Annotated in this window: 9 protein-coding genes and 1 pseudogene; 4 read left to right on the top strand and 6 right to left on the bottom strand. The window is 63.8% G+C overall.

Going from position 1 to position 19041, the window contains the following annotated elements; all coding sequences use genetic code 11:
- Nucleotides 1-5361 (bottom strand): hypothetical protein (locus ACYVKM_RS17645; RefSeq protein WP_460878913.1); only part of this gene is annotated, 5361 nt, incomplete at its 3' end.
- Nucleotides 5362-5641: 280 nt separating this feature from the next.
- On the opposite strand from ACYVKM_RS17645, the pseudogene ACYVKM_RS17640 reads away from it, so the two are divergent.
- Nucleotides 5642-5740: pseudogene (locus ACYVKM_RS17640) on the top strand (IS5/IS1182 family transposase); the annotation flags it as partial.
- A gap of 565 nt (nt 5741-6305) precedes the next feature.
- Here the strand turns inward: ACYVKM_RS17640 and ACYVKM_RS17635 are convergent.
- From ACYVKM_RS17635 to ACYVKM_RS17615, 5 genes are all read right to left on the bottom strand, one after another.
- Entirely contained in the window at nt 6306-6665 is a 360-nt protein-coding gene (locus tag ACYVKM_RS17635) for a hypothetical protein (protein WP_460878912.1), read from the bottom strand.
- Between the two features lie 167 nt (nt 6666-6832).
- Nucleotides 6833-8098 (bottom strand): RNA polymerase sigma factor, encoded by a 1266-nt coding sequence (locus ACYVKM_RS17630; protein ID WP_460878911.1) that lies wholly within the window; start codon nt 8096-8098, stop codon nt 6833-6835.
- Between the two features lie 45 nt (nt 8099-8143).
- The gene (locus tag ACYVKM_RS17625; protein WP_460878910.1) at nt 8144-8671 is read right to left on the bottom strand and encodes an SRPBCC family protein; all 528 of its coding nucleotides are present in this window, start codon (nt 8669-8671) and stop codon (nt 8144-8146) included.
- 74 nt (nt 8672-8745) lie between these two features.
- The gene (locus tag ACYVKM_RS17620) at nt 8746-9159 is read right to left on the bottom strand and encodes a VOC family protein (protein ID WP_460878909.1); all 414 of its coding nucleotides are present in this window, start codon (nt 9157-9159) and stop codon (nt 8746-8748) included.
- 46 nt (nt 9160-9205) lie between these two features.
- Nucleotides 9206-9625, bottom strand: a complete 420-nt coding sequence (locus tag ACYVKM_RS17615) for a YciI family protein (protein ID WP_460878908.1) — start codon at nt 9623-9625, stop codon at nt 9206-9208.
- A 234-nt stretch (nt 9626-9859) separates the two neighbouring features.
- Here ACYVKM_RS17615 and recC point away from each other — a divergent pair, with 234 nt between their 5' ends.
- Genes recC through recD form a run of 3 tightly spaced genes read left to right on the top strand, consistent with a single transcriptional unit; the run spans nt 9860 to nt 19015 of the window.
- Nucleotides 9860-13348, top strand: coding sequence for an exodeoxyribonuclease V subunit gamma (recC, locus tag ACYVKM_RS17610; RefSeq protein WP_460878907.1), 3489 nt, complete (start codon nt 9860-9862; stop codon nt 13346-13348).
- Entirely contained in the window at nt 13345-17022 is a 3678-nt protein-coding gene (gene recB / locus ACYVKM_RS17605) for an exodeoxyribonuclease V subunit beta (protein WP_460878906.1), read from the top strand. Before recC ends, recB begins: the two co-directional genes overlap by 4 nt.
- A complete protein-coding gene (gene recD / locus ACYVKM_RS17600) occupies nt 17012-19015 on the top strand; it encodes an exodeoxyribonuclease V subunit alpha (protein WP_460878905.1) in 2004 nt (667 codons plus the stop codon). Before recB ends, recD begins: the two co-directional genes overlap by 11 nt.
- Nucleotides 19016-19041: the final 26 nt, after the last annotated feature.

Genomic DNA, 19041 nt, shown 5'->3' with positions numbered 1-19041 from the left:
GAACACGTACCAGGTGCCACCGGAGATTTCAAAGCCGATCGCCGTCGCGTTTGTTTTTCCGCTGGGGACGCCGTAGCTGGCCCCATAGGACTGCCCGTTGATCGCAATGGGTACGACTATGACGACCGAAACCGGGTTGCTGACGGCGTAGCCGCTGCAGCCGGTACTGTTGCAGGCGTAAGCACGGTAGCTGTAGCTACCGGTCGCCGCCGCGTTCAGCGTCGTGCCGTTGCCGGCACCGGCGTAGACCTGCGACCAGGCTCCTCCGTTGATGCTCTGATCCAGACCGTAGGTAGTCGCCGTGGCGCTGGCGGACCAGCTGATGGTGATCGGGCCGCCACTGGTAGCCGGTACGCTGATGCTGGCCGGGGTCGGCGGCGGCAACAGCACCACGGTGACGCTGGTATTGCTCCAGGGACCGCAGCCACCAGCGTTGCAACCCTGCGCACGATAACCGTAGCTGCCGCTCCCGAAGCCGCTGGCGCTCCAACTGGTGGTGGCACTGGCCTGCACATTGGTCCAGGCGCCACCATTGACCTGCTGTTGCAAGGTGTAACTGGTGGCACCCGCCACATTAGTCCAGCTCACGCCGAAGCTGCCGGTGGTGCTGCCAGCTGGGCCTGTGAGGGTAGGAGCAGCGATCGGTGGAAGCGTGACCACCAAGGTGGTGCTGCCGGCCACCCAGGCGCTGCAGCCATAGGTGTTGCAGGCCTGAACCTGGTAAACATAGCTGCCATTGCCCAGGCCGGCGACGGTCGCGGTGGTCGCATTGCCACTGTAGACACTGGCCCAGTTGGTGCCGCCATTGGCGCTCTGCTGCACTGTGTAAGTAGCCGCCAGGGTGGCCGCACTCCAGCTCAGCCCGGCGCTGCCGTTGTTGCTGGTCGCCGGCACCGCGAGGCTGGCCGGAGCCGCAGGCAGCACGCCGTAGGTAGTGTCGACATTGACCGCAGCGGAAGTCGCCGGACCGCGCGTGCCATAGCTGTTGTACGCCGCCACCTGATACGTGTAGCTGCCACTGGCGGTACCGGGGCGGCTGACCGAGGTTGCCGACGTGCTGCTGGCGATGGTCGTCCAGGCACCGCCGTTGAGGCTTTCCTGCACGGTGTAAGTGGCGGCCGACGCCGGAGCAGTCCAGCTCACGGTGTAGGTGCCGTTGATGGTGCCGCCGGGTACCGTAATCGTGGGCAGGGTCGGTCGCACACCCAGCGTGGCGGAGCCGGTCCACGGACCACAACCACTGCTGGCGCAGGCCTGTACCTGATACAGGTAACTGCCGCCGGCACGGCCGCTGAGCGGCGCGCTGGTACCGCTGCCGCTACTCACCGTGACCCAGGCGCCGCTGTTGGCGCTTTCCTGCAGGGTATAGCCCGTAGCTGTCGGCACCGCGCCCCAACTCACCGTGTAGCTGCCGTTGTTGGGATTGGCGTCGAGCGTGATCGCACCGGGCGCGCCGAGTTTCAACGAGGCATCCTGGGCAATGAGCTTGGTGCCCAGGTAGATGAAATCCGTGGACTTGCTGATGGCCGGCTCGAGTTGGTACATCAGTTGCCCGGCGTGATCGTAGAAGGTGTAGGTCGATGCCCCGCTCGCGGCCGAAGTCTTGACGGTACGTCGTCCGGCAGCGTCGTATTGATAGCTGTCGAACCCCGGAATCTGCAGCAGCTGACTCTTCTGGTCGAACACCAGCGCATTGCCGTTCCTGTTGGTCTCATTGCCCTGGCTGTCGTAACTGAAGCTGCCGATCGTGGTGCCAGCCTGGGTAATGTTCGCCAGCAGGTTGGTCGGACCGTAGTTGTAGACGTGGGTCTGTCCGCCGGTCAGGCGCACCCGCAGGTTGTTGAGCGGGTCGTACTGGTACGACTCGGTACCCCATAGGGAGGGCGCCACGGCGCTGATCAGCCGGTTCAGCCCGTCGTACTGGAAAGTCTTGCTGCGCTGGCCGTTGATCAGATCCTGCATGGTGAGGATATTGCCGTTGCTGTCGTAGGACAGGTCCTCGCTGAGGTTCAACGTACTGCTGTTGCCATAGGAGAAGTTGCTGGTCAGCTGGCGGGCATTCTGCTCGGCCACATAAGCCGTGCCGTTGCCGTAGGTGAAACCCTGTACCTGGCCATTGGGGTAATACGTGATTCCGCTGGCATAGCTACCGACCTGGGTGGGGCGACCCAGAGCATCCGGTGCGTAGCTGACGTTCTCGCCGTCGGGATAGCCGATGACGCTGAGGCTGCCATTGGCATCGTGGGCATAGCCCAGCGCCAGCGTAGTCTGGCCGACTACGTTGAGTGACTCGCCCGTCAGCATGTTGCGGTAGTTGTAGACCCCATTCCAGACGGTGGTACCGGAAGTCGCCGACTCCAACTGGCCGGTCGGCCAGTAAAGGTACGTGGTGCTCTGTGTGCCAGCCGGCGGCATGATCGTATGCACCCGGTTCATTGGATCGTAGGTGAACTGGGTCTGCGCCGCGGTGGCCACCTGGCTCTGCCCGCAACCGGTCCCGGTGATACTCAACCCGGCAGCGCTCCACTGCAGATTGTTGGCACCGTCGTAGGCCATCACCGTATCGCCGCTTTCCGGCTCGGTGGTACGGCACAGGCGGTGGTAGCTGTCGTACGTCAGTGTCTTGGTGACGCTGTCGCTCTCGGTGCTGTTGTAGAGACCCGACTGGGTGATCGAGAGAGGATTGCCGTAGTAGTCGCGGGCGATCGCCTGGGTGACGCCGGCCGGTGCCTGCACCAGGATCGGCTTGTCGTACGATGGCTCGTCGAATACCTGGCCATAGGTCTTAGTGACGTTGCCGTTGGGATCGATCAACTGCACACCGGCGCCGGACAGGTAGACGGTGCTGGTGGTCAGCGTACCCAGTTCGGAATCCTGCTGGCTGCTGGTCAACCGTTTCAATGCGTCATAGGTCTTGTGCGTACCGACCGTGATCGCCGACAGGTCCGGCATGCCACTGACCGGATAGGACGTGAACGTGGTCAGGCCGCGCGGATCGTAACTGTTGGCCGTGCTGATGTCCGAACCGGCCGTGCCGGCGATCGACGTGTCGCTGAGCAGCGGCCGCAGCATCGCATCGAAATAGGTCACATCGGTGCCATTGCCGGTGTTGACCGTGCGTCGCCAATGCCCGCCGGGGATACCACGTTCGGCCGTGGTCACATAGGTGAAGTTGTAGTTCTTCGTGTTCCATGCCACCTCGTCGCCTGTCGGGTAGCTGATGGTCTGCGGCCAGCCTACGGCGTTGTACGTGTAGGACGTCGTGTGGCCGCTCTGATCGGTTACGGATTGAATCTCGCCATAAGCATCCACGACCGCAGACTGACTGGCGCCGTCGGGATAATTGATCAGCTGTGGAATGCCGCGGTAGTAATTGCCGAGACTGGTGGTGTGGCTGTTGCCGTCTTCGAAGCTGGCCAGCTGGCCGGCCGCATTGTAGGTATACGTGAGCGTCGTTTCGCCGAAATGCGCGCTCGAGTACAGCGTGGCGTTGCTGGCCGTGTAGACGTTCTGGGTTTCCGTTTCGCCGGTCTGCATGTTGACCACCTGCTGCGGCTGGCCAAGCACCCAGAGCACCAGGTTGTCGTAGTAGGTGGTCTGTTCTTCCAGCGATACCTGGCCGGCAATGCTGTTGTACTTGTTGACCTGGTAAGGCCGTGCAAATACGTCGAAGGCCACGTTTTGATGCGTATAGGTATCGCCATCCTGTGTAACGATGGTGGTGATCACCGGACGCTGGCGGCCCACCATCGGATTTTTGTAGATCGGCTGCATAGACAAGCCGACGTTGTCGGGAAACGGCTCATTGCTGATCTGGCTGTCGTCTAGATACGTATAAGTCACCGTTTGCATCATGGCGCCGGAGGGCGAATCCACCTCCGTTTGCAGAAGGCGCCCTTCGTTGTTGCCGTATTGCACGCCGAAGACGCTCTTCGTGATCTCGGTGGGCCCAGTAACGGTCACGGTTTTCGACACGGCGCAGTCGGTGCAACCGGTGGGAATATAGGTTTCCGTCGGATTGGGGTAAGCACCCGACGCGGTGTAATAGGTTTCGCCGCCACCGGAAAAATTGGCCAGGTAGCTATAGGTCCAGTTTTGCGTGGTCAGGCCGGCACCGCTGATCTGCTTCGAGACCAGCGCGAAATCGTCGAAGTGGTCGACTACCGGCGGGTACAACACGTCTGGATTGCTGTACGTACAACTGTTCTGGGGGACGTAGGTGCGGTAGTTGCGCTGGTAGTTGAACGTGAACGTACCTTGCGCGCCGGAGAGCGCGCCGATCACGTAGACGAAACTGCCCGTCCGGGCCAACGGATCGATTTGACAGTGTTGTGAGGGCGGCGGGTCTTCCGGTGGCGTACGAACCGTCGCCAGCGAACCCGATGCCACGGTGTACGTCCACTGCGAACCGTCCGGCAAGGTCACGCTTTGCAGCGTGCCGCTCGCGGTATAGGTGTAATGCCAGGTTCGCGTTCCTGCCGTCGCACTGCTGATGTTGTTTCCCGACCAGGTGATGTCGATTTCCCGGCCATCACTGGCGGTAATGCTGGTCAGCTGCGACGACGCGTTGTAATTGTATTTGACCCAGTTGCCGAAGCGATCCGTCACCTGGGTCGCCAGCAGGAAGATCCGTGACCGGTTGGCGCCGACCGTCGTATATCCATTGCCGCTCGGGTTGGGCACCGCGTACGACGCGGCCTCCGTAGGATTCACCAGCATCCAGTTCATGGTGTAGCGCACGCCGCTGGGCGAGACCACCACGAACGATTCGCCCGGATAGCCATTCACCGTACTGGGCGCACACATGGCGCGGTACAAGCTTTTGGTCACCCACGGGTAACTGTTGCCGTCGGTTACGGCAGGAAGCTTGGTCTCGGTGTTCAGCAGCAACTCTTCGTCGTCGACTTCGCCCGGGATGTACAGCAAGTCGCCATCCCAAACTTGGTACACCGGCTCATTGGTCCCGTTCACGATGGTATAGGGCGGCGTCTGCACGCTGCAGCGTGAATAGGTGCCCTGGTTGGCGGGCAGTTGGACCTCCCAACCATTCTCGGCGGCGAAATGGCCGTCAATGTACGGCACTTCCAGATCCCACTCGCCAAAGCCGCCCAGGCTGCCCATCTGCTGGCCGGCTTTCTGTACCAGAAAATGACGGCCGAGCCGAACCGGCAAACCACCGTTGCCTGGCAAGTTGATGTCGGTGACGTCGAACTGCGTCCCGCCGCTGTAAAGGCCGACCTGGTCGCCGAACATCGCCGAGGTTAACGGCGTTGTCTCCTGCGCCGAACGCAGATCACGGGTGTAGTCCTCGTAGACTGCATCCTGGCCATCCTGGGCATGAACACCCGAGGCCAACGCCATGACCGCCAAAAGGCAGATCCCTTGCCAACGTGCACGCATCGAATTGTCCCCTGGGCCCGCGCGTTGCGCGCGGGTGCTCTCAGCATACAGGGAGCATCTCGGACCTTGTCAATAAGAAAACGGTTGCGATAACAGGTCCAGCTTAAGCCCAAGGATCCGGCGGTGGAGATACCGAAGAGCGAGGGCGCGATCGCCGGCGAATCTCAATTCTAAAAATCATTTATAAATGGCAACTTAGAACCTGTTCACGATCTCGCAAAAATTCAGGACAATGCTAAAGATGCGCAAGAAGACGTATCCCAGCGACATCCGCCGCGAGCAGTTTGAACAGATACTCCCGCGACTGGAACAGAGGGCGCGCACATTGCCACGCGTGATACGGTCGAGAATGGTCTGTGCAAGCGCTTCCTCTTTCAGCACTTTGATGTGGTAGCCCTCGACCTCGGCACCACGGTGCTTGGGAGTTTCTTCGGTCTGGTACTTTTCCAGCACAACCGCCAGAGTCATCCGATCGGCTCCACCAACATCGCGCCAGGCGCCTCGCTCGATTTCGCTCTCGGCTTTCCTTCTCCAAGCCTCCGCATCCTCTTTCCTGGTGAAGGTCTTGTATAGCTGGAGTACACCAAAACGAGCCTTGCGGATGGGCACCTTGTAGGTGCCTGCATCTGTCTTTGAGATGGTTGCCATGCCTTCATTGTCGGGCATCGCTTCTTTCGCGCAATACAAAAACGAACCGTTCCATAGGCGTTTTGCACGCCACAGAAATATCTCAGAAACCGTTGGTACGCCTGCTTTGTGGGCGTCTGAATTTCGCCTTCACACGGCAGGTGTCACAAGTTCGATCCTTGTACCGCCTACCACTGATTTCAACGAAAAGGCCACCCCTCGGGTGGCCTTTTCGTTGCGTGGGTGTCCGTACGTCAGGCGCGGTTGCCGGTTTTTGACTAGTCGATGGAAGATGTCGCGTGCATGCAGTCCATGACCTGTTCGGAATACAAGTCCTTCTGCCCTGTCTTCGAATAATATTTTGCGGTGGTGGTCGCCCCGGTGGCGACGATATCCGCCATGGCTACCATCGTGCCGCCCTCACCATCCCTGAGCTGGATACTGGTTCCCCCGAACAGCGCCACGGTGTCCATGTGGGTGGACTTTCCCGACCATTTCCCGGTGACGCAGGCAACCACCTCATCCACGCTTCTGTCTCCGACGTAGTAACCGGTTGCCGGTGAATTGCGCAGGCTTTGCGCTTGTGTGCATGCCGCCAGTAGCCCAGCGACAGCCATGCAGACCAGATATCGTTTCATGATGATTTATGTCCGTGGGTTTTCGTGTTGTACCAGAACAGCATCAGTGTATCCGGCTTCCACTTTCCGCTGCGACTGGATAACCGGGTGACTTCGGAGTCCCGCATGTCCCTTGCTTGAATGGTCCCGACAAACCTGCGGTGCAGGCCTCGCCATGCAGTGGGATCTCAGCCAACTGTGCATGCGTGGGCACGCTTGAGCAGAAGCTCACGCTCGCGTGCGTTCTGCGTGAGTGAAGCCGCCCGCTCGAATTCCGGACGGGCTTCGGCGGCACGACCGAGCTTGAACAACAGGTCGCCGCGCACGGTCGGCAGCAGGTGGTAGTTCGCCAGTGCGGGCTCACCGGCCAGCGCATCGACCAGTTCGAGCCCGGCGGCGGGGCCGGACGACATGGACACGGCCACTGCACGGTTCAACTCCACGATCGGTGAAGGCATCGCCTGTGCGAGCGACCCGTACAACGCGGCGATGCGCTGCCAGTCGGTCTGCTCCGCGGTCAGTGCACGCGCATGGCAGGCAGCAATGGCCGCCTGCAACGCATAGGGACCGAGGGCGCCACCGAGTTTCTCGGCGTGGTCGAGTGCCACCAGCCCGCGACGGATCAGCAGGCGATCCCATTGCGCACGGTTCTGCTCGAGCAGCAGGATTGGTTCGCCCTTGCCATTGACACGGGCGCGCGAACGCGAGGCCTGGATTTCCATCAGCGCGACCAGGCCATGCACCTCCGGTTCGCGCGGCGCGAGCCCGGCCAGCACGCGGCCAAGTCGCAGCGCCTCCTCGCACAGTGCCGGCCGCATCCAGTCACCGCCGGCAGTCGCGGAATAGCCTTCGTTGAACACGAGATAGATCACCTCGAGCACCGACGACAGGCGCGCTGCCAGTTCCTCGGCACGCGGCACCTCGAACGGCACCTCGGCCTTGGCCAGGCTGCGCTTGGCACGCACGATGCGCTGGGCGATCGTCGGCTCCGGCACCAGGAAGGCACGTGCGATCTCCTCGGTGGTCAGGCCGCCGAGCAACCGCAGCGTCAGTGCCACACGTGCCTCGACCGACAACACCGGATGGCAGGCGGTAAAGATCAGCCGCAGCAGATCGTCGCCGATCGGATCATCCAGAGCTGCCTCTACCTGCGACACGGCGTGTTCCTGCTCGCTCTCGAGTTCGTGCATCAATTCCACGTGCTTGCGCTCGAGCAGCTTGCTGCGACGCAGGCGATCGAGCGCGCGACGCTTGGCGGTGGTCATCAGCCATGCGCCGGGATTGTCCGGCACGCCCGACTGCGGCCACTGCTCCAGTGCAATGACCAGCGCATCCTGCGCCAGCTCCTCGGCCAGGCCGACGTCGCGCACCATGCGTGCGAGACCGGCGATGAGCCTGGCCGATTCGATTCGCCAGACGGCGTCGATGGCGCGGTGGGTATCGGTCGTTGTCATGACGGCCGATCACACCATCTGCCTCCCGCCGACGCAAGGGGCGGATCAGTTTGCCTCGGCTGCCACCTTCAGGTTGGCAAGCCCGCGTTCGAAGTCGCCACCGACCAACTTGTCCATGTTGAAGAACAGGTGCATGAGCTTCGCCAGGTAGGAATTCGGACCATGCATCGCCCAGGTGACCACAGTCGAATCACCCTGCGACGCCAGCGTGAAGTCGGCGATGTTGTGGGCTTCGAATGGCTTGATGAAATCCAGTTTGATCGTCGTTGCCGATGGCGACGACGCCATGATCTCCATGCGGCCCTGGCCGACCTTGCTGTTGCCCTGCCACTCGTAGACAGCGCCCGGACCACTCGCCGGGCCGCTGTAGCTGCGTTTGAGCGCCGGATCGAGCTTCTCCCATGGCGACCAGGCAGTCCATTGCCTGAAGTCGTTGATGAACGCGAGGATTTTTTCGGGCGTGGCCTTGATCGTCGCCGCGCGCTCCAGCTTGAACGTGCCGGGCCGGGTCGCCGCAAAGGCAAGCACCACGACGATCAGGACGACGACGATGATGAGGATGATCTTGAACATGGGTCACTCCAGTCAGTTCGCGGAAGTGCAGCGGCACCACCGGCCGCAGGGAGTCCACCGTCTGCGACGCATGGCTACTGATCCTTCTCGCAATTGATCATCCACGGCACACCGAACTGGTCGACCACCATGCCGAAGCGTTCGGCCCAGAAGGTCTTCTCGTAGGGCATCTGCACCGTGCCGTTCTCCTTCAGCGCGTTGTAGATGCGTTCCCCTTCCACCTTGTCGTCAATCTGGATCGATACCGAGCAACCCTTGATGCCGTCATACGGACGATCGGGTGGGCAGTCGGAAGCCAGCAGCACCTGGTTGCCGATTTCCAGCCGCACATGGATGAGCCAGTCGCGGGTTTCCTCCGGTATGTTCTCGCAGCCGGGTGCTTCGCCGAAACGCATCATCGTGGTGATCTTGCCGCGCAGGCATTGCTCGTAGAACCTGAACGCCGCTTCGGCCTTGCCGTTGAAGATGAGGTAGTTGGTCAGTTGCATGGGGCTGCTCCGTCGGTTTTCCGTTGAGGCCGGATCGAGACCCGACTCATGATTTGGCAGCGAGCTGCGCCCGCAGGCGTTCTTCCTGCTCGCGCAGCTCGGGGGTGAGTTCGGCACCGAAGTCCTCGGCCTCGAATACCTGGCGCAGCTCGACTTCAGTACCGCCATCGAATGGCGCACGCTTGAGCCACTCGATCGCTTCCGCACGCGATTTCACCTGCCACAGCCAGAAACCGGCGATCAGTTCCTTCGTCTCGGCGAACGGCCCGTCGATCACCGTGCGCTGATGACCCAGGAATTTCACCCGCACACCCTTCGAGCTGGGCTGCAGGCCCTCGCCGGCCAGCATGATGCCGGCCTTGACCAGTTCCTCGTTGAACTTGCCCATCTCGGTCAGCAGCTGCTCGCTCGGCATCACGCCGGCTTCCGAGTCCTTGTCCGCCTTCACTATCACCATGAATCGCATCGCCGTGTCTCCCGCTGGTTTGCGTTGGCAGGTGTGGGATCCCGATGAGCACCCCACGGTTCTTGTCCATACGACGAACGAGCGACCGCTGGATCGACAACCTGCGAATCGGTCTTCGGATTCTTCCGGGACGCCGGCGCAGCCCCTGAGACAGCAGCCGGCCAGACTGGCAGCGACAATCCAGGCACACTCGGAGACAATCCCCCGCATGAGCGAAAACGAGCACCATCACCCGTGACTCCGGCCCCGTCATCCAATCGCAGCGCCCCGATCGAACCGGGCCTGATGGTGCTGCACGGCAACCGGCTGGAAGACCTGCGTGACCTGCTCACCGCGTGGCTGGCGCGCGCGCCGCTGCGGCCGCTGGAAAACGAACTGATGCTGGTGCAGAGCAACGGTATCGCGCAGTGGCTGAAGCTGGCACTGGCGCGTTCACCTGCCAGCGGTGGCCTGGGCATCAGCGCGGCGGTAGACGTGCAACTGCCCGGACGATTCCTGTGGACAGCGTACCGGGCCGTGCTCGGCCGCGATGCGGTGCCAGCCACCTCGCCGTTCGACAAGTCGCGACTGACCTGGCGGCTGCTGCGGCTGATCCCGCAACACCTGCAGGAGGACGACTTCATCCCGTTGCGCGATTTCCTCGGCGACGATCCGGATTGGCAGAAGTGTTATCAACTGGCCGCCCGCGTGGCCGACCTGTTCGACCAGTACCAGGTCTATCGCGCCGATTGGCTGGACGACTGGGAACACGGCCGCGACAACCTGCACGATGCCCTGCGTGATCGCCATACGCCGCTGCTGGACGATCAGCGCTGGCAACCGCGACTGTGGCGCCTGCTGCTGGAAGATGTCGGCCCCGCGCATCGCCATGACCACCGCGCCGCCGTGCACCAGGTATTCGTCGAACGCCTGCAGTCGCTCGATGTGCGGCCCGCGGCGCTGCCGCGACGCATCGTGGTATTCGGCATGTCCTCGCTGCCGCAGCAGACGCTGGAGGCGCTCACCGCGCTGGCACGCTTCTGCCAGGTGTTGCTGGTGGTGGCCAATCCGTGCCGCCATTATTGGGCCGACATCATCGAGGAGCGCGAGCTGCTCAAGGCCAGCCAGCGTCGCCAGGCCGACAAGCCGGGCCTGCCCCCCCAGCCGCGCTACGAGGATCTGCATCTGCACGCGCATCCACTGCTCGCCGCGTGGGGCAAGCAGGGGCGCGACTACATCCGGCTACTGGATGCCTGCGACCAGCCGGATCGCTATCGCCGGCAATTCGCCGCCATCGACCGCGGCATCGACCTGTTCCAGGACGTGGAGGGCGATGGCCTGCTGCAGCAGGTGCAGCAAGCCATCCTCGATCTTGAACCGCTGCCGGCCGATCCCGCACAGCGCAGGCCGTGGCACGAGGGTGACGCGTCACTGCGCTTCCATATCGCGCACAGCCCGCAGCGCGAAGTGGAAGTGCTGCACGACCAGCTGCTGGCAATGTTCGAGCGTGCGGCGCGTGACGGCAAGCCACTGGCACCGCGCGACGTGATGGTGATGGTGCCGGACATCCGGACCTACGCTCCGCATGTGCAGGCCGTGTTCGGACGGCTGCCCGTCAGCGATCCGCGCCACCTGCCCTGCAGCGTGGCCGACCAGTCCGCGCGTGGCAGCGAGCCGCTGATCGTGGCACTGGAGCATTTGCTGGCGCTGCCCGAATCACGCTTCACGGCGAGCGAAGTGCTGGACCTGCTCGACGTGCCTGCTCTGCGTGCGCGTTTTGGTTTCGACGAAGCCGATCTGCCCACACTGCGGCGCTGGATCGAGGGCGCCGGCATCCGTTGGGGCCTGGATGGCGAACAGAAGCGCAGCCTGCAACTGCCCGCGCTGGAGCAGAACAGCTGGCGTTTCGGCCTGCGCCGCATGCTGCTCGGCTATGCCGTCGGTGATGGCGAGTCTCTGGACGGCATTGCCCCGTACGCCGAGGTCGGCGGCCTCGACGCCACCCTGCTCGGCCCGTTGAGCCTGCTGCTGGATCGGCTTGAGCATTACTGGCAGGCGTTCCGCATGCCGACCACACCGGCCGCATGGTGCACCAGCCTGCATGCCCTGCTGTCGGATTTCTTCGAGCGCGATTACGACAAAGATGTCCTGCGGCTGGGCCGCCTCGACGAGGCGCTGGACGAATGGCAACAAGCCTGCGCCGAGGCCGGCTTCGCCGTCGCCATTCCGCTCGCCATCGTGCGTGATCACTGGCTGCAGGCGATCGATGAAAGCCGGCTTTCGCAACGTTTCATGGGCGGCGGGGTGAGCTTTGGCACCTTGATGCCGATGCGCGCGATTCCGTTTCGCGTGGTCTGCCTTCTCGGCATGGACGACGGCGCCTATCCGCGCCAGCAAGCACCGGTCGACTTCGACCTGATGGCGCAGCCCGGGCACAGCCGGCCGGGCGACCGCTCGCGTCGCGAGGACGACCGCTATCTTTTCCTCGAAGCGCTGTTGTCCGCCCGCGATGCAATGCACGTGAGCTGGGTCGGCCGCAGTGCGCGCGACAACAGCTTATTGCCGCCATCGGTGCTGGTTGGCCAGCTGCGCGACTACCTGGCCGCCGGCTGGTACCGCGAGGGCGACACATTGGACGATGGCAACACCGGCGCACGCCTGCTCGTCGCTCTCACCACCGAATACCCGTTGCAGCCCTTCAGCCGTCGCTATTTCAGCGCCCATGGCGAGCGGCATGTATTCACCTATGCGCGCGAATGGCAGCAGGTTCATCGCACCGTCGCCGCATCGATGCCCATCGCACTCGCGCCATGGCAGCCCGATACGGCGCTGGGCATCGGCCAGCTGCAGCGCTTCCTGAGCAAGCCGGTGGCCAGCTTCTTCAACCAGCGGCTGAAGGTGTATTTCGGCACCGACAGCGACGATGCGCTCGACGACGAGCCGTTCGCGCTCGACGGCCTGCAACGTTACGGCGCGGCCCAGTCGGTACTGCACGTCGCCATCGATCCGGCAATCACCGACCTCGACTACACCATCACCCAGGCCACCCAGCGCCTGCACGACGAAGGGCTGTTGCCGCCCGGTGGCTTCGGCGCCGTGCTGCAAACCGAGATTGCCGAACAGATCGGCTCGCTTGCACTGAGCTGGCGCGATGCCTGCCTGCAATGGCCACTGACCGGCGACAAGCTCGAATTGCAGCATGCCGGCGCGGGCCTGTTGATCGAGGACTGGCTGACCGACCTGCGCCGCGATGGCAGCGGTCATCACGGCCGGCTGGAACTCTTGAACGGCGCCCTGCTGACCGGGGACGGCGCGCTGCGACACGAAAAGTTGATACCGGCGTGGATCACCCATCTGCTGGCCAATGCCAACGGACTGGCGCTGCAGACACGGATCATCAGCGCCGATGCGCAACCGATCCTGCGCGCATTCGCGCGTGAGGAGGCTGGTGCCCTGCTCGACCAGGTACTGCTCGCCATGTGCGCCGGCATGCAGTCGCCGCTACCGATCGCGCGCAAGACCGCCTGCGCCTGGCTGCGTTCGAGCGGGAACCCCGCAACCGCCGCACGCGACTGCTACGAAGGCAACGTCTTCGCCCATACCCCCGGCGAGCTCGGCGAAGACCCCTGCCTCGCCCGCGCATGGCCCAGCTTCGAAGCGCTGTACGCCGGCGGCTTCGAACACTGGCTGTATCTGTATCAGGCCATCGCCGATGCGGTGCTGCCGATGGAGCGCAGCGCATGAATCGCATCGCCCCACTCGATCCGTTGCATCTGCCTCTACGTGACATCCAGCTGATCGAAGCCAGCGCCGGCACCGGCAAGACCTGGACAATCGCCGCACTGTACCTGCGCCTGGTACTCGGCCACGGCGAACAGGCCAGCCCGCTGCTGCCGCCGCAGATTCTGGTAGTCACCTTCACCAAGGCCGCCACCGCCGAGCTGCGCGAGCGCATCCGCAAGCGCCTGAGCGAAGCGGCCGAAGTGTTTCGCGGGCGCGGTGCGGCCGATGATTTCCTGCGTACGCTGGTCGCCGAGTATCCCGGCACCGAGGCCCGCGCCCGCGCGGCGCGCCAGCTGGAACTGGCCGCACAATGGATGGACGAGGCCGCGGTACATACCATCCACGGCTGGTGCCAGCGCATGCTGGGCCAGCACGCCTTCGACAGCGGCCACGCCTTCGTGCAGACTGCCACCAGTGACGAAAGCGAATTGCTCGCCGAAGCGGTACGCGATTACTGGCGCCAGCAGTTCTTCGCGCTCGACCACGCCGATGCTACGCAGGTCACTTCGCTGTGGAAGACCCCGCAGCACCTGCAGGTGTCCTTGCGCCCGCTGCTGCGCCAGCCCGCGGAAAACCTGCGCCTGGATGGCCAGCCGCTGCCTGTCATCGACGACCTCTCCACCGCAATGGCCGCGCAGATCGCGCCGCTTCGCGAAGCGCAGCAACATGCGCGCGCACTGTGGCTGACCGATGCCGGGACGATCGAGGCGCGCTTGAGTAAGGCAATGCAGGCTGGCGCCTTCAAGGCCAACATGATGAGGCCGGAAAATTTCGCCAGCGACCTGCGCACGATGCATGACTGGGCCGCCGGTGCGGAGGTGGATGCCACCGTGCTGGCCCGTTACGCCCAGACCAAGTTGATCAGCGCCACCAAGGCAAAGTTCGACCCACCCGAACACCCGGCCTTCACCGCCATCGGCGAACTGCCGGCAACCTCCGCACTGCGCGACAGCTTGCGCGCGCTGATCCTCGCCCATGCCGTGCCGCGGATTGCCGCACGACTGGAAACCACCAAGCAACGGCTCGCCCAGCTCGGCTACGACGACATGCTCACACGCCTGCACAGCGCTCTGCATGGCAAGAGCGGCGAGCGGCTGGCGCGCACCATCGCCAGCCAGTACCCGGTGGCGCTCATCGACGAATTCCAGGACACCGACCCGCTGCAGTGGCGCATCTTCCAGCACATCTACGGCAAGCTGCCCGGCACCGGCCTGCTGCTGATCGGCGATCCCAAGCAGGCGATCTACGGCTTTCGCGGCGCGGATATCCACACCTACCTGCAGGCGCGTCGCAGGGCCGCCCAACCAACCTGGACACTCACCACCAATTACCGTTCCACCCAGTCGATGGTGAATGCGGTCAATCGTGTTTTCGAGTTTGCCGAGCAGCATCCGCAAGGCGCGTTCCTGTTCGGCAAGGGCGAACAGGGCCTGCCGTTTCTGCCGGTCAGCGCACAGGGACGTACGGAGCGTCTGTTGCTGCATGGTCAGCCCATGCCGGCCCTGCAGCTGGCCATGGCAGCCCAGGCCGAACCGATCAGCAAGAGCGCCTATCAAAAGCTGATGGCCGACCACGCCGCGGCAACACTGGTGCAATGGCTGGATGCCGCTCGACAGGGGCACTGCGGCTTCACCAGCGAAGATGGCGCACTCACGCCGCTGGTCCCCGGCGACATCGCGATCCTGGTGCGCAAGGGGTCTGAGGCGGCGGACATGCGGCGCGCGCTGCAATCGCGCAGACTGGCCAGTGTCTATCTGTCCGATCGCGATTCGGTGTATGCCTCGGCCGAGGCGCGCGACCTGCTGCTGTGGCTGCAGGCCTGCGCCGAACCCGGCTCCGATCGCGCCATGCGCGCCGCATTGGCCAGCCCCACGCTGGGCCGGAGCTATGTGGAACTGGATCGGCTCAACCTTGACGAACAGTATTGGGAACGCAGCGGCGAACATTTCCGCCAGCTGCATGACAGCTGGTTGCGGCACGGCGTGCTGGCGATGCTGCACGACCTGCTGCACCTGTTCGACCTGCCGGCGCAGCTGCTGGCACGCAGCGATGGCGAACGCGCGCTGACCAACCTGCTGCATCTGGCCGAATTGCTGCAGCAGGCCGCCGTCACGCTGGACGGCGAACATGCGCTGATCCGCCACCTCGCCAGCCAGATCGCCCAGGCCGCGGATGCCCATGCCGACACCGCCGACGAACAGATCGTGCGGCTGGAAAGCGAGGCGGCGCTGATCAAGGTGGTCACCATCCACAAATCGAAGGGCCTCGAGTATCCGCTGGTGCTGCTGCCATTCGTGTGCAGCCTGCGCGAGGTAAAGCCCGGCGACAGCTTTGTCTGGCACGACCGTGAAGACCGCCCCGCACTGGATCTGCAACCCTCCTCGTTCGCGTTTGAACAGGCCCAACGGGAGCGCCTGCAGGAGGATCTGCGCCTGTTGTACGTGGCGCTGACCCGGGCCCGGCACATCTGCTGGCTCGGCGTCGCGAACCTCAAGGACGGTCAGCGCAAATCCTCCGGCCTGCACAAGTCCGCATTCGGCTATGTACTCGCCGGGGGCGCACCGATCGACCAGGAAGTGTTACGCGTACGACTGGAGGATCTGCGAAATGGACATCCAGACATTCATATCGACAGCTTGCCTGCCGTCGCCGACATGCACCGTCATCAGCCCGCCAGCCTGACTGCGTCGGATCAGCCGGCGCGCGAGTACCACGGCCAGCCGGTCGAGCCCTGGTGGATCGCCAGCTATAGCGCACTCAAGATTGCCGACACCGAATACGCGCCACGACAAACCGCACCGGAGACCGCGCGGCAAGATGTGCTGGTCGAAGCCGCCGCTGAGCGGATCGAGCCACGCATGCCGAGCCGCCTGGACGTCACGCCCAGCATCCACACCTTCCCGCGCGGCGCCGAGCCTGGCACCTTCCTGCATGGCCTGCTGGAATGGGCCGCCGACGAAGGCTTCGCCAACGCCGCCAGCACACCACCTGCGCTGAGGGAACTGATCATCCATCGCTGCCAGCGCCAAGGCTGGCAGGCCTGGAGCGAGGCGCTGACGACTTGGCTACAAGACTTCCTCACCGCCGCACTGCCGCTACCGGAAGGGGGGACGATGTCATTGGCGGCGCTCGCCGATGCGGATGCCAGCCGCGCCGAGCTGGAGTTCTGGTTCGAGGCAAACCGGGTGGACACACATGCACTGGATCGCCTGGTCACGGCCCACACGTTGAACGGCGCGGCACGTCCACCGCTGCTGCCCGATCGCCTCAACGGCATGCTCAAGGGTTTCATCGATCTGGTGCTCGAACACGACGGGCGCTATTACATCGTCGACTACAAGTCGAACTGGCTCGGCGCCGATGCGTCTGCCTACACCGACGAGGCGATGCGTGATTCCGTCTTGCACAGCCGCTACGACCTGCAGTACGCCATCTATACGCTGGCCCTGCATCGCCAGCTGCGCGCGCGCCTGCCGGATTACGACTATGCGCGGGACATCGGCGGCGTGCTCTACCTGTATCTGCGCGGTATCGACGGCGACGGACACGGCGTGCATCGCGAACGCCTGCCGCTTGCGTTGATCGACGCCATGGACCAGCTGTTCGATCAAGGAGGAGTGCACGATGTGGCATGACGGCTCCTTCGAACTCGACATCGAGCAACATCGGTTGCGCCCGCTGGATGTCGCGCTTGCGTACTTCATGGCCGAACGCGACATCCATGCCTCACCGTCGTTGCTGTGGCTGACTGCCCTGCTAAGCCGGCAACTCGCCGACGGGCATCTGTGCCTCGATCTCGATGCGCTCGCCGAACAGGCCCACGAACAGGACTGGCCAGCGAGCTGGCGCGAGCGGCTGCGTGGCCTCGATACCCAGCGCACCACGCTGCTGAATTCGTCACTGGTCGCTGATGATGGCGGCAACCCGGTCAATGCACCGCTGGTGCTCGATGGCCACCGACTGTATCTGCGCCGCTATTGGAACCACGAATGCCAAGTGGCTACCGCGATCCACGAACGGCTGGCCAAACCGCAAGAGACGCCAGCTCGGTTGGCCGATGAACTCACCCGGCTATTTCCCATCGCAACCGCTGCTCCAGGTGAAGACGCGGCTCATCCCACAAACCCGATGCCCAACTGGCCGAAGATCGCCTGCGCGCTGGCCGCACGCGGCGCGTTCACCGTCATCACCGGCGGCCCAGGCACCGGCAAGACCACGACCGTGGTGCGTCTGCTCGGCCTGCTACAGACCCTGCAATTGCGCGAACACACGCGGCCACTGCGCATTCGTCTGGCCGCACCTACCGGCAAGGCTGCAGCCCGGTTGAACGCCTCCATCGCCGCGCAGCTGGCCAAGCTGGATGTGGGCGATACGGTGCGTGCCGCGATACCCGCCGAAGTCGACACCCTGCATCGCCTGCTCGGTGCGCGACCGGACACACGCCGCTTCCACCACGACCGTGCCAATCCCCTGCATCTGGATGTCCTGGTGGTCGACGAGGCATCAATGATCGATCTGGAAATGATGTCGGCCGTGCTTGCCGCGTTGCCTGCGGCTGCGCGGCTTATCCTGCTCGGCGACAAGGATCAGCTGTCGTCGGTAGAGGCCGGCGCCGTGCTGGGCGACCTCTGCCGTCGTGCCGAGGATGGCCACTACGATACGGCCACTGCCGACTGGCTGCTCGCGACCACCGGCGACGACATCCGCCCGTTCATCCGTGATGACGCACAACCGCTGGACCAGCAGCTGGCCATGTTGCGCCACAGCCACCGCTTCGATGATGCCAGCGGTATCGGTCAACTGGCCCGCGCAGTGAACCGTGGCGATACTCGTGCGGTGCACGCGCTGCTCGGCGCACCTTCGACCGACCTTGCCTGGGCTCGGTCAGCCACTCGTGCTCAGCTGGCCAGCATCGCCGTCGACGGCAACCATGAACATTTCCTCGACCACGGCAATGCGGCATCGCCCCACGGCTACCGTCATTATCTGGAGCGGCTTCAGCACGATCGCCCTGCACCCGACGCCGGAGCCTCCGCCCATGATGACTGGGCACGTGACGTGCTTCTGGCGTTCAATCATTTCCAGTTGCTGTGCGCCTTGCGCCACGGCCTTCACGGCGTGGAAGGGCTCAACCAGTTGGTCGCCGATGCACTGCATGCGCGGGGACTTATCGAAACCAGCATCGGCTGGTATGAAGGGCGTCCGGTCATGGTCACCCGCAACGACTACAGCCTGGGCCTGGCCAACGGCGATGTCGGCATCTGCCTGCGCATGCCCGATGAAAGCGGCAAGCCACGCCTGTCGGTGGCGTTTCTCGCCGATGCCGGAACCGGCCCCGCTGCCCGTACGCGCGTGCGCCATGTGCTGCCGTCGCGCCTTGGTGATGTCATTACCGTCTACGCGATGACCGTGCACAAATCGCAGGGGTCGGAGTTCGAACATACGGCACTCGTGCTGCCTGATGAATCAAGCCAGGTGCTCACCCGGGAACTGCTGTACACCGGCATCACCCGTGCCCGTCACTGGTTCAGCCTGGTGGGTAGCGATGACATCGTCGACGGCACGATCGCTCGACGTACGCGTCGTTATTCCGGGCTGGCCGAGCGGCTGCAGTCAGCTTCGCCGTGAGACTCCCCCGCGCATCCTTCGCATAC

This window comes from Rhodanobacter koreensis (assembly GCF_054782855.1).
Note: the sequence above shows the minus strand (reverse complement) of the source record. Positions and strands in the feature narration are given on the sequence as shown.

Coding starts and splice junctions, on each gene's coding strand:
- ACYVKM_RS17635 (WP_460878912.1), bottom strand. CDS start 6,665: ATGAAACGATATCTGGTCTGCATGGCTGTCGCTGGGCTACTGGCGGCA.
- ACYVKM_RS17630 (WP_460878911.1), bottom strand. CDS start 8,098: ATGACAACGACCGATACCCACCGCGCCATCGACGCCGTCTGGCGAATC.
- ACYVKM_RS17625 (WP_460878910.1), bottom strand. CDS start 8,671: ATGTTCAAGATCATCCTCATCATCGTCGTCGTCCTGATCGTCGTGGTG.
- ACYVKM_RS17620 (WP_460878909.1), bottom strand. CDS start 9,159: ATGCAACTGACCAACTACCTCATCTTCAACGGCAAGGCCGAAGCGGCG.
- ACYVKM_RS17615 (WP_460878908.1), bottom strand. CDS start 9,625: ATGCGATTCATGGTGATAGTGAAGGCGGACAAGGACTCGGAAGCCGGC.
- recB (WP_460878906.1), top strand. CDS start 13,345: ATGAATCGCATCGCCCCACTCGATCCGTTGCATCTGCCTCTACGTGAC.
- recD (WP_460878905.1), top strand. CDS start 17,012: ATGTGGCATGACGGCTCCTTCGAACTCGACATCGAGCAACATCGGTTG.